The 14,626-nt window shown below is 66.8% G+C and carries 16 protein-coding genes; 3 read left to right on the top strand and 13 right to left on the bottom strand.

Translation table 11 applies throughout. From position 1 onward, the window contains the following. Positions 1 to 19 precede the first annotated feature (19 nt). From ACZ7SW_RS13045 to ACZ7SW_RS13025, 5 genes are all read right to left on the bottom strand, one after another. Complete coding sequence (locus tag ACZ7SW_RS13045; RefSeq protein ID WP_470230601.1) at positions 20 to 199, bottom strand: hypothetical protein; 180 nt, start codon at positions 197 to 199, stop codon at positions 20 to 22. Continuing rightward, complete coding sequence (locus ACZ7SW_RS13040; RefSeq protein WP_470230600.1) at positions 196 to 735, bottom strand: hypothetical protein; 540 nt, start codon at positions 733 to 735, stop codon at positions 196 to 198. Before ACZ7SW_RS13040 ends, ACZ7SW_RS13045 begins: the two co-directional genes overlap by 4 nt. A 112-nt stretch (positions 736 to 847) precedes the next feature. After that, the gene (locus ACZ7SW_RS13035; protein ID WP_470230599.1) at positions 848 to 1,411 is read right to left on the bottom strand and encodes a hypothetical protein; all 564 of its coding nucleotides are present in this window, start codon (positions 1,409 to 1,411) and stop codon (positions 848 to 850) included. After that, on the bottom strand, positions 1,408 to 2,067 hold the full coding sequence (locus tag ACZ7SW_RS13030; RefSeq protein ID WP_470230598.1) for a hypothetical protein: 660 nt from the start codon (positions 2,065 to 2,067) through the stop codon (positions 1,408 to 1,410). Before ACZ7SW_RS13030 ends, ACZ7SW_RS13035 begins: the two co-directional genes overlap by 4 nt. After that, the gene (locus ACZ7SW_RS13025) at positions 2,064 to 2,264 is read right to left on the bottom strand and encodes a helix-turn-helix domain-containing protein (protein WP_470230597.1); all 201 of its coding nucleotides are present in this window, start codon (positions 2,262 to 2,264) and stop codon (positions 2,064 to 2,066) included. The genes ACZ7SW_RS13030 and ACZ7SW_RS13025 overlap by 4 nt, the downstream gene beginning before the upstream one ends. 226 nt (positions 2,265 to 2,490) lie before the next feature. Between ACZ7SW_RS13025 and ACZ7SW_RS13020 the strand changes: the two genes are divergently transcribed. Next, entirely contained in the window at positions 2,491 to 3,483 is a 993-nt protein-coding gene (locus tag ACZ7SW_RS13020; RefSeq protein WP_470230596.1) for a hypothetical protein, read from the top strand. Next, positions 3,452 to 4,669, top strand: coding sequence for a tyrosine-type recombinase/integrase (locus tag ACZ7SW_RS13015; RefSeq protein WP_470230595.1), 1,218 nt, complete (start codon positions 3,452 to 3,454; stop codon positions 4,667 to 4,669). The genes ACZ7SW_RS13020 and ACZ7SW_RS13015 overlap by 32 nt, the downstream gene beginning before the upstream one ends. A gap of 117 nt (positions 4,670 to 4,786) precedes the next feature. Here ACZ7SW_RS13015 and gatB read toward each other — a convergent pair whose 3' ends face one another. From gatB to gatC, 3 genes are read right to left on the bottom strand one after another with little or no spacing between them, the layout of a single operon-like run. Then, a complete protein-coding gene (gene gatB / locus ACZ7SW_RS13010; protein WP_470230594.1) occupies positions 4,787 to 6,292 on the bottom strand; it encodes an Asp-tRNA(Asn)/Glu-tRNA(Gln) amidotransferase subunit GatB in 1,506 nt (501 codons plus the stop codon). After that, the gene (gatA, locus tag ACZ7SW_RS13005; RefSeq protein WP_470230593.1) at positions 6,289 to 7,806 is read right to left on the bottom strand and encodes an Asp-tRNA(Asn)/Glu-tRNA(Gln) amidotransferase subunit GatA; all 1,518 of its coding nucleotides are present in this window, start codon (positions 7,804 to 7,806) and stop codon (positions 6,289 to 6,291) included. Before gatA ends, gatB begins: the two co-directional genes overlap by 4 nt. After that, positions 7,803 to 8,102 (bottom strand): Asp-tRNA(Asn)/Glu-tRNA(Gln) amidotransferase subunit GatC, encoded by a 300-nt coding sequence (gatC, locus tag ACZ7SW_RS13000; RefSeq protein ID WP_470230592.1) that lies wholly within the window; start codon positions 8,100 to 8,102, stop codon positions 7,803 to 7,805. Before gatC ends, gatA begins: the two co-directional genes overlap by 4 nt. A gap of 221 nt (positions 8,103 to 8,323) precedes the next feature. On the opposite strand from gatC, the gene ACZ7SW_RS12995 reads away from it, so the two are divergent. Further along, the gene (locus ACZ7SW_RS12995) at positions 8,324 to 8,977 is read left to right on the top strand and encodes an ACT domain-containing protein (RefSeq protein ID WP_037367388.1); all 654 of its coding nucleotides are present in this window, start codon (positions 8,324 to 8,326) and stop codon (positions 8,975 to 8,977) included. 244 nt (positions 8,978 to 9,221) lie between these two features. Here ACZ7SW_RS12995 and ACZ7SW_RS12990 read toward each other — a convergent pair whose 3' ends face one another. The 5 genes from ACZ7SW_RS12990 to ACZ7SW_RS12970 all read right to left on the bottom strand — a co-directional run bounded on the left by ACZ7SW_RS12990 (position 9,222) and on the right by ACZ7SW_RS12970 (position 14,409). Further along, the gene (locus tag ACZ7SW_RS12990) at positions 9,222 to 9,623 is read right to left on the bottom strand and encodes a PASTA domain-containing protein (RefSeq protein WP_470230591.1); all 402 of its coding nucleotides are present in this window, start codon (positions 9,621 to 9,623) and stop codon (positions 9,222 to 9,224) included. Positions 9,624 to 9,932: 309 nt separating this feature from the next. Beyond that, a complete protein-coding gene (locus ACZ7SW_RS12985; RefSeq protein ID WP_470230590.1) occupies positions 9,933 to 10,427 on the bottom strand; it encodes a GNAT family N-acetyltransferase in 495 nt (164 codons plus the stop codon). Continuing rightward, the gene (ligA, locus tag ACZ7SW_RS12980; protein ID WP_470230589.1) at positions 10,420 to 12,579 is read right to left on the bottom strand and encodes an NAD-dependent DNA ligase LigA; all 2,160 of its coding nucleotides are present in this window, start codon (positions 12,577 to 12,579) and stop codon (positions 10,420 to 10,422) included. The genes ACZ7SW_RS12985 and ligA overlap by 8 nt, the downstream gene beginning before the upstream one ends. An 11-nt stretch (positions 12,580 to 12,590) precedes the next feature. After that, positions 12,591 to 13,301, bottom strand: coding sequence for a hypothetical protein (locus tag ACZ7SW_RS12975; RefSeq protein WP_470230588.1), 711 nt, complete (start codon positions 13,299 to 13,301; stop codon positions 12,591 to 12,593). A 73-nt stretch (positions 13,302 to 13,374) separates the two neighbouring features. Then, the gene (locus ACZ7SW_RS12970) at positions 13,375 to 14,409 is read right to left on the bottom strand and encodes a uroporphyrinogen decarboxylase/cobalamine-independent methonine synthase family protein (RefSeq protein WP_470230587.1); all 1,035 of its coding nucleotides are present in this window, start codon (positions 14,407 to 14,409) and stop codon (positions 13,375 to 13,377) included. Positions 14,410 to 14,626 lie beyond the last annotated feature (217 nt).

Here is a 14,626-nt window from a genome sequence, read left to right as displayed (position 1 = left end):
CCCGGCCCCACACGGTGGGTCAGCTGCGGTCGTTGAGGATTCGGCGGGCACGGTCGGCGAGCTGCTTGTCGAACTCGACGAGCACCGCAGCGTCATGGCGACGCAGTACCGCCATGCTCGGGAAGCGGCGGCCGATGACCATGCCGAGCGCCGTGCAGGCGGGCGGCGCGACGACGGCGAACCAGGCGAGCGCGGTCACGAGGTCGCCTGGTTCGCGTGTGTCGTGGCGATCGCCGAGTACAGCGCCGGGAGCGCGTAGCCGAGAGCTTGCGCGAACAGCACCTGCATCCGCTCCGGGTCCGGGGTGGCGCACCACACCTCATTGGCGACCATCGCGACGTGCTCGGCGCGCTCGTCGGCGCTCATTTCGGCGAAGACTTCCGGCGTGATCACGCATCCCGCCCACGGGAACTCGGCGTGCACCACAGCGTGAGCGAGGTCTGGCGAAGGCGGCGGGCACTGACGTTCCATCTCGTCACGCAACTGGTCGACGAGTGCCACCGCGGCGGCGAGGTCGAGCGTGGTGCGCGGAGGCAAACCGATCCGCTCCAGCGCGATCCGGGCTACCTGCCGATCGCTGAGACCGCCGGTTGCCGGCTTGTGGATCGAGACCACGCCGTTGAACTCGGCCACCGCTGCGTCGTACGCAGCCAGCAGCGGATAGGCAGCGTGGTAGTGCTCGCGCACCTTTTCCAGCGTTCGCTGGGCAAACGGAACTTCTTCGAGGTAGCTCACGCTCGACCGTCCTTTCGGGACACGCGGGAGGGGCGGGCCGGACGCCAGGCCAACCCGAGGAAGAGACCGACGCCGAACGCGCCAGCGAGCCAGACGAGCGCGGTCAGCAGGCTCACGCTGCACCTCCCCGAGTGCGCGCGTACCACGCTCGGCCCGCGTCGGTCGCGGTCCACACGACCCACTCGGATCCGCGGTGCTGCCGGGTCGCGCCCGAATCGGCGAGGTAGCCGCCTTCGATCAGTTCCAGGCGGCGGGGCCTCACCGAGTTGCCCATGATCCGCAGGTCGCGCTCGATCTCGAAGTCGGTGCTGCCCGCGTCGGCCTCGACGACGAACGCGAGGATCCGGCCGCGCTGGTTGCCGGTGTGGGGCTCGACCAATCGCGCGGCGCGCGCCGAGGTGATCATCGGGTCCGCCGACACCTTGCCTTCGGCGTTTGCGGTGACCTCGGCCATGAGCCGGGCAGTCGCGGCCGCACGCTGCTCTGCGAACGAGGCGACCGTCGCCTCGATCCGGTCGGCGGCATCGCCGGGCGTGAGAGTTCCCGCGCGCAGCCCGGCGGAAATTGCGGTCATCAGCTGCTGCAGCCGGTCCACCGTGAACACGGGCGGGGTGACGGTCGTCGAGGGGGTTGCGACCGTCAAGCCCTGGAAGAACTGCTGAGTCGGCTCGTTCACTTGGGCATCTCCTCGGCGGCAGCTTCGGCGGCGTGCCGCTCGTCGAGGAAGGCGCGCAACTGCTCGAGTTGGACCGCCGCGGGAGTGCCGTTGCCCATGCCCGTCAACGTGCTCACCGGACAGCGGCCTGACGCCACCCGGGCGACGCTCTCCTCCTCGACCAGTTCGGCGCTGCGGATCAGCTGCGCGGCCAGCGCACGAGCCGACGCCGGGTCGAAGTTGGCACCCACATCGAAGTTCGAGCCGTCGTCGCCGTACCGGGTTTCCTCACACGTCAAGTGCAAACTGACACTCAGGCGCGCGGTCTCCTCGTCCATCCACGCGACCACGGACGCCAGAGGCGGCCTGGTCACGGTCGCGCCCTCGACAGTCGCAAGCCCCGCGACGTACGGCTCATCGGATGCACAGCAATGCGCGCCGCCCTGCGGGTACGAGCACCACGGGACGTGAACGAAGGCCGCGTCGATCTTCGCCCAGTCCGTCTCGGTGGTCGGCTGCGCGGAATCACCACTAAGCCGCTCAGGTGGTAATGCGGTATTTTTGCCGTCGATGAGCATGCGGGTCTCCTGCAGGTTCGTCGTCAGGGGCCGCCCGACCTGAGCCGCCAAGTTCGCGGTCGGGTGGTCCTTCTTCTCGGTCGTGGTCATGGCGATCACGCCGTCTTCCGGCGCTTCGTAGGGCGTTCACCGCGAATCCAGGCGTCAAGGTCCTCCTGGTAGATCCGCCATTTGCAGTTGGCGCTCCTCTGGTAACCGCGCAGGTCTCCAGCGCGCAGGGCTCTGAGCAGCGTCTTCGGGTGGTAGTCGGCGTACTTCGACGCCACAGCCACGCTCAGGGGTTTCGCCTCGGCCACTTGGCCTCTCCTTCGCCAACCAATCATCGGGGTGCGTCGCAGACAGTACGCAAGTTAGCGATCAGGTGCAACCATATGGCCCCAGAGATTCCTCAACTTGGCGGTAAATGCCTGCCGCTGGATGCACGTTGAGCGCCAACATGGCAGAAATGTAGCCAAGTTGAGGGGCGATAGTGTTCACTGGTGTACCGAGAAGTTCCCAACCACTACGAGACGGAGACCTGCCGTGGGCAGCGATCAGGACCGCGTCGAGGAGCTGAGCCGGGAGGAGCTCGTCCCAGGCGCCGAGCTACTCGGCCGCATAGCCTTCGCGCGACGAGAACAACTCGGGATCACACAGGAGGACGTGGCCGAGAAGCACGGCGGGCCATCGATTGCAAGCCTGCGAACTATCGAGAAAGGCCAATCCGGATCTTATCGCCCCAAAACACTATTTTCTCTCGACAACGCACTGTCGTGGCCGCGTGGCGCAGCCTTGACACTCCTACAGGGACCGCGCGAAGGAATTCTTTACGACTTCGTGGACGAGAACAATAGCGACCTAAAGGACCTACTTCCCGAACTGTTTTCCATAGGAGAGGAGGAGTTGCTTAAATATGACTCTCCTATCGTTCCCTCTGCGCCGAAAGATTTATCAAGCGCCGCTGCGCCAGACCCTAACCAGGCGCGAAATAGAATAGTGCATGCGCGGGGAACGACCGGACTAGGCATGCAAGAGTCGGGAGTCTACTCGATCAGCGGTGCCGATGAACCCGAAGTCACGACCGAGGCGGGGATTACTGGTCACGCCACCGTCGAAGCTGCCAGAAAATACGGCGTTCGCGAACTGCTGCATAAACTCGACCTTGATGGCCTGCGATGGCTCCGCAGCATGGTCGACGGGGCCATCGTCGAGATAGAGCATCCAGATATCACGTCAGATGTTGCAGATGCCGCCATGACACTTGCTAAGGCAGCCCAAGAAATGCGGGCCACGGAAGACGCCGCAGCAGCAGCCCATAACGATATGAACCAGGCATTTCACTCACGACGCGATGAACACGAGGTCGATGCCCTCCGCAGCAAAGCCATGCATGCGCGCGACCGATCGACAGAAGCTCGGGCATATATGAGGCGTGCGGAGTTTCAATATTCAAAACTTCGAGCGAAGGCCGAATTGCTGGAACTATACAAGAAGGAAGTTGGAGATGCCGAGCACGGAGAAGCTCCCGAGCGGTAGATACCGCGGCCTGTACCGGGACGCTGAGGGCGAGAGACAGCGCGTCCCCGGGACGTTCGATCGCAAGCAGGACGCGTTCGACGCCGCAGTGGACGCTCAGGCGAAGGCGAAGCGCACCGCGCAGGCGAAGGACGGGACGCTGCCGCCGAGCACGCTGTGGGGCGACTGGTGGGAGGAGTTGAGCGAGGAACGCGCGAAGCTGCCGTCGGACACTCCGTCGAAGGAAGCCAACATCGCGAGTAAATGGCTGATCCCCCAGTGGGCCGAGACACCGCTGAACCGGATCAGTCGGAAGGCGGTGAAGAAGTGGGTCGCGACCGAGTTGAAGGAGCGGCCCGGGATGTCGCCGGGATACATACACAAGATCTTCTCGGTGTTCCGGATCAGCATGAACAAGGCGGTCGACGACGAGATCCTGGACACAAGCCCGTGCTTCAAGATCGAGCTTCCGACGCTGAGGAAGAAGGCGAAGTCGTACGTCAGCGTCGAGGACTCGACCGCGATGCGATCTCACGGTAACCCGAAGACCACGTTCTATGCCGACATGGTCGAGTTCGGCCTGGAAGTCGGGATGCGCCCCAACGAACTCGCCGGCCTCCACGTGCACCGGATTGACCGCAAGCGACGGCGGGCTCTCGTGGCTGAGGTGTACCTCACCCGGCGCAAGGTCATTCGGGGTTACCCGAAGGACGGCGACGTTCGCTGGGTGCCGTTGACCACGGTCGCGATGAAGATCGTCGACCGCCACACCAAGGGCCGCGACCTCACCGCCGGGTGTGGTGTTGAACACCTGGACGGCACGGAGTGCCGCCATGCGTTGCTGTTCGTGAACACGCTCGGAAAGCCCGTCAACGCGAACATGCTCAGCGCGTGGATGCGCCGAGCATCGGACGAGGCCGAGATCGAGAGCAAGAGCGGGTACGGCGTGCGCCGCGGGTTCGCGACACGGGCTGTCACGGGCGGCGCGGACCCATTCTCCGTACAACGGATCATGGGCCACGCCGACCTCGAGGAGCTGGCCGACTACGTCCAGGAGTCACCGGAGGCGATCGCGAAAACGCTCGCGGCGCTCGGCGAACGGCAGCCCCCGAAGGCCGTGGGACCGCGTGGGACGGACCGTGGGACCGACCGCCGCAACCAGACGCTCCGAACCGTTACCAAGTCAGACGACGCGAACGCCGTCTGACCAGCAACAACAGTCCTAGAAACTACTCTCCGCTCCCACAAGTGCCAATCTGCGTTCCCGCAGGTCAGAGCCAGTGCGCCACTCGCGCCAGGTGACGCGTCGGAGCGAGAAAGCCACTCAGGAACCGACGCGCTCGATGATCAGCTCGCGCACGCGCTTGGCGTCGGCCTGGCCCTTGGTCGCCTTCATGACCGCGCCAACGATCGCGCCCGCCGCGGCGACCTTGCCGCCGCGGATCTTGTCGGCGATGTCCGGCTGCGCGGCCAGGGCTTCGTCGACAGCGGTGAGCAGCGCCGAATCGTCGGAGACGACCTTCAGACCGCGCTTCTCGACGACCTCGCGCGGCGAACCCTCGCCCGCGAGAACGCCCTGCACGACCTCCTTGGCGAGCTTGTTCGTCAGCTCACCGGAGGACACGAGCCCGATCACCTCGGCGACCTGCGCCGGCGTGATCGCCAACTCGCTCAGCTCGACCTCGCGCGTGTTCGCTTCCTGCGCCAGCGTGTTGACCCACCAGCCGCGGGCCTCGTCCGGCGTCGCGCCGGCCTCGACCGTCGCCGCGACGAGGTCGACGGCACCGACATTCAGCAGGTCGCGCAGCGCTTCGTCGGAGAGCTTCCACTCGTCCTGGATCCGCTTGCGCCGCTCCCACGGCATCTCCGGCAGAGTCGCGCGCAGCTCCTCGACCCACTCGCGCGAGGGCGCGATCGGCACGAGGTCGGGCTCCGGGAAGTACCGGTAGTCCTCCGCGGTTTCCTTGGCGCGCCCGGACGACGTGGTGCCGTCGGCCTCCTGGAAGTGCCGCGTCTCCTGCCGGATCGATCCGCCCTCGGCGAGAATCGCCGCCTGGCGCGTCATCTCGTACCGCACCGCGCGCTCGACACTGCGCAGCGAGTTGACGTTCTTCGTCTCCGTGCGCGTGCCGAATTCCGTGGCGTCCTTGGCCATGAGCGACACGTTCGCGTCGCAGCGCAGCGAGCCCTGGTCCATGCGGACGTCGGAGACGTCGAGCGCCCGCAGCAGATCGCGCAACGCGGTGACGTATGCGCGCGCCACCTCGGGCGCCCGCTCGCCGGTGCCGGTGATCGGCTTGGTGACGATCTCGATCAGCGGCACGCCAGCGCGGTTGTAGTCGAGCAGCGAGTGCTCGGCGCCGTGGATCCGACCGGTCGCGCCGCCGATGTGCAGCGACTTGCCGGTGTCCTCCTCCATGTGCGCGCGCTCGATCTCGACGCGCACGACCTCGCCGTCGTCCAGCGTCACGTCGAGATAGCCGTCGAACGCGATCGGCTCATCGTACTGCGACGTCTGGAAGTTCTTCGGCATGTCCGGGTAGAAGTAGTTCTTCCGGGCGAACCGGCACCACTCCGCGATCTCGCAGTTGAGCGCGAGACCGATCCGGATCGCGCCCTCGACCGCCTTGCCGTTCACGGCGGGCAGCGATCCGGGCAGGCCGAGGCAGGTCGGGCACGTCTTGGTGTTCGGCTCGCCGCCGAACTCGTTGACGCAGCCGCAGAACATCTTGGTGTTCGTGCTGAGCTCCACGTGGACCTCGAGCCCGAGCACCGGGTCGAACCGCTCGAGAACCTCGGCGTAGTCCATCAACTCGGCCACGGCAGTCACTTCGTTCCTCCCAGCTCCGGAGCCTGGTGCACGAGCGAGCCGCCGGCAGCGGCGTCGCGCGCGGCCTCGTACGCGGCGCCGACGCGGTACAGCCGGTCGTCGGCGAGCGCGGGGGCCATGATCTGCAGGCCGACCGGCAGCCCGTCCTCGTCGGACAGTCCGCTCGGGACGCTCATGGCGGCGTTGCCCGCGAGGTTCGACGGGATGGTGCACAGGTCGGCGAGGTACATCGCCATCGGGTCGTCCACGCGCTCGCCGAGCTTGAACGCCGTGGTCGGCGTCGTCGGCGACACGAGCACGTCGACCTTCTCGAAGGCCTGCGTGAAGTCGCGCGTGATGAGCGTGCGCACCTTCTGCGCGGAGCCGTAGTACGCGTCGTAGTAGCCCGACGAAAGCGCGTACGTGCCGAGCATGATGCGACGCTTCACTTCAGCGCCGAAGCCCTTCTCGCGCGTCAGCGACATGACTTCTTCGGCACTGTGCTCGCCGTCGTCAGAGACGCGCAGGCCGTACCGCATCGCGTCGAAGCGCGCGAGGTTCGACGACGCTTCGCTCGGCGCGATCAGGTAGTACGCAGGCAGCGCGTACGTGAAGTGCGGGCACGAAACTTCGACCACATCGGCACCGAGAGCGCGAAGCTGCTCCACGGCCGCCTCGAACGACCGCAGCACGCCTGGCTGGTAGCCGTCGCCGGCGAACTCCTTCACGACGCCGACGCGTACGCCGGTCAGGTCGCCCTTCGCGCCTTCGCGCGCCGCAGCGACAACCGGCGGCACCGGTGCGTTGATGGACGTCGAGTCCATCGGGTCGTAACCAGCGATCGCTTCGTGCAGCAGTGCGGCGTCAAGCACCGTACGCGCGCACGGCCCGGCCTGGTCGAGCGAAGACGAGAACGCCACGAGGCCGTAGCGCGACACTCCGCCGTACGTCGGCTTCACGCCCACAGTGCCGGTGACAGACCCCGGCTGGCGGATCGAGCCGCCAGTGTCCGTACCGATGGCGAGAGCCGCCTCGAACGCCGAAATCGCCGCCGAGGAGCCACCGCCAGAACCGCCCGGGATGCGCGCGTGGTCCCACGGGTTGTGCGTCGGGCCGTACGCGGAGTTCTCCGTGGAGGAGCCCATCGCGAACTCGTCCATGTTCGTCTTGCCGAGGATCACGACACCGGCTTCGCGCAGCTTGCGCGTGACAGTCGCGTCGTACGGCGGCAGCCAGCCCTCAAGCGTGCGGGACCCGCAGGTCGTCGGCACGCCCTTCGTGGTCAGCACGTCCTTCAGCGCCAGCGGGACGCCCGCCAGCGGCGACGCCGGCTGCTCGCCCCCGGCCAACTGCTCGTCGACAGCCTTGGCCGCGCCGAGCGCGCCTTCGGTGTCGACGTGCAGGAACGCGTGCACGTGGTCGTCCACCGCGGCGATGCGGTCCAGGTGCGCCTGCGCGACCTCGACCGCGGACACCTCGCGCGTGTGGATCTTCGCCGCCAGCTCGGCGGCGGTCAGCTTGACGAGTTCGCTCACTGTTCTTCTCCCAGGATCCGCGGCACCCGGAACCGGCCTTCCTCGGCGGCTGGCGCTGCGGCCAGCACGTCCTGCTGCTCGAGGCTGGGCCGAACGGTGTCCTCGCGGAAGACGTTCGTCAGCGGCACGGCGTGCGAGGTCGGCGGGACGTCCTCCGCGGCGACTTCGCTGACCTTCGCCACCGAGTCCAGGATCTGGTCGAGCTGGCCGGCGAAAACGTCCAGCTCGTCGTCGGTCACGGCCAGCCTGGCCAGCCTGGCGAGGTGTGCGACCTCGTCTCGGGAAATGTTGGGCACGCGGGTGACTCCCGGGGTGTGCTGTGCGGGTGCTCTCGGAAGCTGCAAGTCTATGGTGACGGCGTCGGACGGTTCGACCGGGTTATCGGGCCGCGGGCGCCGGGCAGGGCGTCTCGCTTGCCGGACAGCGGGCCCCCGCGGGTACCCGGTCTGTCACAATCGGCGCCCGGCAAGCGCGTCCCACGACAGGGCTGGGGCGCCTGAGGCGAGAGGGGCGCGTGGTGTCGTTCCTGATCCGGGTCCAGCTACCGGACTCCCCCGGCACTCTCGGCGCGGTCGCGACCGCGCTCGGCACGGTCGGGGCGGACATCCTGAGCGTGGACGTGGTGGAACGCGGCGGCGGGCTCGCGATCGACGACCTGGTGGTCGAACTCCCGTCGGGCCGGCTCCCGGACGCGTTGATCACCGCGGCCGAGAGCGTGGAAGGCGTCGAGGTCGACGCGGTGCGGCCGTACGCGGGCATCCTCGATACCCATCGCGAGCTGGAGCTGGTCGAGGAGATCGCCGCACAGCCGAAGGCTGGGCTGGACTTGCTCGCCGAAGGTGTGCCGAAGATCATCCGCGCCGGGTGGGCGGTGATCGTCGAACATTCGGAATCGGGGCCTCGTCGATTGGCTTCGTCGAGTGCGGCTCCGGAGAACCCGTTCACGGACTTGCCTTGGCTGCCGCTGGAGCGCGCGACTGTCCTGGACGGCGAGGACTCCTGGGTTCCGGAGACGTGGAAGGAGCTCGGCACCGAGCTGGCCGCCACTCCGCTGGGCAAGCCGGGGAAGGCGATGCTTGTCGCGCGGCCGGGCGGGCCTAACTTCCGCGCCGCGGAGGTCGCTCGGCTGGCACATTTCGCTGGGATCGTCGCGGTGGTTCTGGACGGCTGATCCAAGGCTTGGGTCAGCTGTCCTAAAAGCGTGCGGCCTTGGATGTTTGGTCAATTCGGCATTTCAGAGGTCAGCACTCGACTGTTCGGGTCGCCGTTGGAAGCAGCTCGGAGCTGGCTCAACCGTTCGTTGCATGCGGATCCACTCGTGCGCCGCTGTCCTCAAGTGCAGACAATCTCCCCCGAAAAGGGGAACCTGCCCGGCAACGACTGCCGGTTTCCTTCGGTTTGCCGGACGGCGACAATCAGCACTTGTCGGCATAGAGCGTGACGACTGTGCCAGCGGAAACCACGGCACCGGGCTTGGGATCCTGCCCGGTCTGACACCAGTTCCGGTCGATGATCATCATCCGCTTCTTCCCGGACGAATCGACCTCTCGCAAGTTGTACAGCCCAGCCGCCTGCATGGCGTCCTGCGCGTCCTGATGGTTCATGCCCGACACGTCAGGGACTTTGATCGTCGTCGGCCGCGCGGTACTAATCGGCGCACTCACAGTCGCCGTCGCGGACTCGGTTGCCGTCGCAGTCACGGTCTGGGTCGTGACCGTCGTTGAGGTGTCACCAGGCCGGGATGCAGCGTTGCACGCAACGGCAAGAAAAGCGGCAACGCCAACGACCGGAACGGTGGCTTGAACGAACTTCGCCATGATCACGCTTCCTCGATACGAGTCGGTACTTCACGCGTGACAGCTTGAGTCGAAGCCAGACATCTACACGTTACAGCTCATAGCCGGTCGAAACTCGCCTAACAGGTATACTCGTCCACCGACGACAGTCGTGATCGTTCACACCGGGCCGATGCTCACAGCCAGGCACGCCAAGCATTCGACCGCACCCAGCGAAGCCGGGACGAGGCTCATCAAACCGTCGCCGCTCAACGGCGAATACCGTCGATGAACCCCGCCCAACGCTTTCGCCAAAAAACGGCAAAGTCTCTGAACTGCGAAAACGAGACCTCAGAAGCCGTACTCGTACGCGATCAGGTTGACCCCCGGATGCGGATGCCAGTCCCGCCCCGGCAACCGCCGGAAACCGATCCGTTCGTAGAGTCGGTGCGCCTTCCGCATCACGTCGAGGCTGCTCAGCACCACCCGGTCAACGCCGAGCTCCCGGCCCCGGGCCAGCACAGCCTGAGTAAGTGCCTCGCCGACCCCTCGCCCGCGCGCAGCCGCCGAGACCGCGAGCATGCGGAACTCCAACCCCCCCGGCTGCGAAATCTCGGAGAGCTTGCTCCCCGGCTGGACAATCGCGACCGACCCCACGACCTGACCGTCCGGATCGACCGCGACCAACAACTCAGCGTGCTGCGCCCGCCCCGAGACGTCCCGAAGCTTCGCCTCGTACGCGGCATCGGTATCGAAGAATCCCTCGATCCGGTAAGCCTCGACGGTCACCTCGCCGAGCGCGTCGAATTCCTCCCGCCGCGCCGGGCGGATCTCCACGTCACTCATCGCCGCCCTCAGCTTCCTCGTCCGCACCGGTGTCGAGCGCCAGTTCCGCAGCCGCTTCCGGACCGCGCTCCAGCAACGCGCGGAACCCGTTCTCGTCCAGCACCGGCACCTTCAACTGCACAGCCTTCTCGTACTTCGACCCAGGCGCGTCGCCCACGACGACGAAAGCCGTTTTCTTCGACACAGATCCCGCGGCCTTGCCACCGCGCGCCATGATGACTTCTTTCGCCTCATCGCGGGAAAACCCGTCGAGCGAGCCGGTCACCACGATCGACAGTCCTTCGAGATTCCGCGGGATGGACTCGTCGCGCTCCTCCTCCATCCGAACACCGGACCGTCGCCATTTTTCGACGATTTCCCGGTGCCAGCCGACCTCGAACCACTCCTGCACCGCGTGCGCGATAGTCGGTCCGACGCCGTCGACGTCCGCGAGTTCCTCCTCGCTCGCGTCTTCAATCTGTTGCAGCGAACCGAATTCCCGCGCAAGCGCCTGCGCCGCGGTCGGCCCGACATGCCGGATCGACAGCGCGACAATTACCTTCCACAGCGGACGATCCTTCGCCGAATCGAGGTTCGCCAGGAGCTTCCGCGCGTTCGCCGACAGGTCGCCTGCCTTGGTACGGAACAACTCCACCTCGGCGAGCGACTCCTCGTTGAGGTCGAACACATCGCCCTCGTCGGCGACCACCCTGGCGTCCAGCAGCGCGACCGCCGCCTCGTACCCGAGCACCTCGATGTCGAACGCACCGCGCCCGGCGAGGTGGAACAGCCGTTCCCGCAGCTGCGCAGGACAGAACCGGGTGTTCGGGCACCGGATGTCCTTGTCGCCTTCCTTTTGGTAGGCGAGTTCCGTGCCGCACTCCGGACATTCGGTGGGCATCACGAATTCGCACTCGTCGCCGGTCCGCGCGTCGACGACGGGACCGAGCACCTCGGGAATCACCTCGCCGGCCTTGCGGATCACGATCCGATCGCCGATCAGCACGCCCTTGCGCTTGACCTCTTCCTGGTTGTGCAGCGTCGCGCGCGCGACCGTCGAGCCCGCGACCTTGACCGGCTCGGTGACAGCGAACGGCGTGACCCGTCCCGTGCGCCCCACGCCGACCTGGATGTCGAGCAACGTCGTGATCGCTTCTTCCGGCGGATATTTGTAAGCGATCGCCCACCGAGGCGCGCGTGATGTGGTGCCGAGGCGGCGCTGCAACGAGACCTGGTCGACTTTGATGACGACGCCATCGATCTCGTGCTCGGCGTCGTGCCGATGTTCACCCCAATAGGCGATGTGATCGGTGAGTTCCTTGCCGGTCCGCAGCACTCGCGTGTGCGGCGACACCGGCAACCCCCAGGCAGCCAGCGCGTCGTAGGCATGCGACTGCGTGACCGGCTCGAAGCCGTTCCGCTTGCCGAGACCGTGACAGATCAGGCGGAGCCGGCGCTCCCTGGTGATCTTCGGGTCCTTCTGCCTCAGCGACCCGGCAGCTGTGTTGCGCGGGTTCGCGTACGGCAGTTTGCCCGCCTCGACCATCTTCGCGTTGAGCTCGAGGAAGTCCTCGACGCGGAAGTAGACCTCGCCGCGCACCTCAACGAGCTTCGGCACGGGGAACTCGTCGGTGCCGGTGAGCTCGTCCGGCACCTGATCGAGGGTACGGATGTTCAGCGTGACGTCCTCGCCCGTGCGCCCGTCGCCGCGGGTAAGCCCCCTGGTGAGCTTGCCGTTTTCGTAGAGCAGGTTGATGGCCAGGCCGTCGATCTTCAGCTCGGCCAGGTACTCCGTGGCCCCGATTTCCTTCTCGACGCGCTCGACCCAGGTGAGGAACTCGTCGGTGTCGAACACGTTGTCCAGGCTCAGCATGCGCTCGAGGTGGTCGTGCGCAGTGAACTCGGTGGAGAACGTGCCGCCGACGTTCTGGGTCGGCGAATCAGGCGTGACCAGCGCCGGATACTCGTCCTCGATCTCCTGGAGGTCGCCGAGGAGTGCGTCGAACTGACCGTCGGAGACGATCGGCGAGTCCAGCACGTAGTACCGGAACTGATGGCCGCGGATCTCCTCGGCAAGCGCGCCGTGCCGCTCGCGCACGTCGGCCGGCACGTCGGTCACGTCCTGGGCGGCCTCCACGGCCACCTGGTCCTGGGGAAGGTCGGTGCTGCTCACAGGTGGTGAGCTTAGTCGGAGGCACCGACACTTTCGTCCGGTTGCTCCGTCAGCCCGCGGACCAGCTCCCGGAACTCCAGAAGATCGATCGTGCCTTCCGGCGCGGCATCGGCGGTCTCGACCCGACCCAGCCGCTCAGCGGCCAGACGCTCGCCCAGCGTCGCGTCGAGCGGCAGGAACGTCATCGTGGTGCGCGCAGCCTCGTCCAGCTCCGCGAACGCGGGGTGATGGACCGCAACGTCAACCACGCCGTCGTCCACCTGCGCGACAACCCGGACGTCAGCCAGCGAGATGCGATGCTCGCCCAGGTTCACCGTCACCTCGGTCGGATCCGGGACCGGGGGCACCGAATCGTGGTACTCCCAGATCGCGTCGTCAGGCGGTCCAGCCGCTTTCCACGCGTCGGTGTACGGGTGCAGCTCCGGGTCTTCCTGCCCGCTGACGACCAACGCGTAGATCGCCATCCGGCCACGCTCAAGCGAAAAGTGCAGCCGCGGATGCAGCGTCTCGACCAGCACACACAGATCGTGCTCGACGCGATGCGGCTCGCCCTCGCCCAGCGCAGCACTGACCTCGGGCAGAAGGTCGTACCACCCTTCCCAGAACGCAACCGCCGCGGCAGCAGCGTCGGACGGCACCTGCTGCTCAGGCCATGGCGTACGGGGATCTGGCGGCGCGGCCGCGGTGTCGGCTTCCGAGCGGCGACGACGGAACAAACGCATGATTCGGAATTTCCCCCGGTTGTTTCTCTTCACCAGCCACGGTACGCGGCACTGCAGCAGGACGTCCGCGGAATCACCAGTTCTCGGGCGGCTCCACAAACCCTTTGCCCAGGTCGCGACTAAGAGCAAGCGCCCGGCGCATCCACTCGTTCGTGGCACCGGCCAGGCCGCACGCAGGAGTCGGAACAGCGCGTTCGGCCAGTATCGAACGGTTGAAGCCCAGCCGGTCCACGAGCCTGAGCGCCGGCGACGCGAGGTCCTTCAACGCCGGAGCCATCGCCGGGTCGGTGGCCGGTACTAGGCCCAGGAAGAACGAAACACCGCTGTCCCAAGCCTCGCCAATCTCGTCCAGGAGCTCGGCGGACGCCCCGGCGAGCATGCTGATGTCGAACGCGACGGCCCCAGCACCTGCGGCGCGGAAAAGCGCGATCGGCGGACGCGGAGCGCAGCAGTGGACGACCACTGGCTGCCCGGTCATCGTTCCGATCCGTTCAATTGTCGTCGCGAGCAGCTCCCGAACCTCAGGCTCAGGCACTGCGGGGACGTTGCCGTATCCCGACGGAGTAGACAGTTTTCCGGCGAGAACAGCAGGCAACGACGGCTCGTCGAGCTGCACGACCACCGGCGCGCCGGTCCTCGCGGTCAGCTCCGCGACGTACTGAGAGAGCCCGTCGAGCAGCGACGAGGTGAAGTCCCGCAACGCCCCGCGGTCAGTGAGCACCCGATGTCCTCGGGCGAGCTCGATCCCTGCACCAAGCGTCCACGGCCCGGCGATCTGGGTCTTGAGGACAGCTGGCGCACCAGCGTTCTCGCGGGCGGCTTGGACGGCATCGAGGTCCCATTGGAGCAGGTCACGCCCACGACGATGGTCGTGACCGGGCCGCCCGGCGACGCGGTAACCACTGGGCACGACCTCGACCGCGAGGTCCACCAGCAACGCCGCGGTCCGGCCGAGCAGGTCGGCACCGACGCCGCGAGCTGGCAATTCGGGCACATACGGGAAGCCGGGAAGCTCTCCGAACACGACGGCAGCGGCCTCGACGGGATCGGTCCCCGGCATGGACCCGATTCCCGTCGCCGCGCCCGCGGGCCAAGGTCGTTCAGTCACAGGCCGGATTGTCGCGGAACGGGCGGCCGCAGTCCGCACCGCCCCTTCGGACAAGCTTCACCCGACCGCGCGGCATTAGCCGGACATTCGCCGCATATCCCTTTGCCTGCACCGAATTCGCGGTCACCGCGTTAGTCTGGATCGTCATGACCAGCTCCGCCCCGCCACCGCCCGGCAAAACACCCGGTGACGCATCCGCCCGGGAGCCGCAGCGGGG

Source organism: Amycolatopsis sp. NPDC114484, from assembly GCF_055633755.1.
The sequence above is the reverse complement of the archived record's forward strand: the minus strand, read 5'-3'. Positions and strand labels throughout refer to the sequence as shown.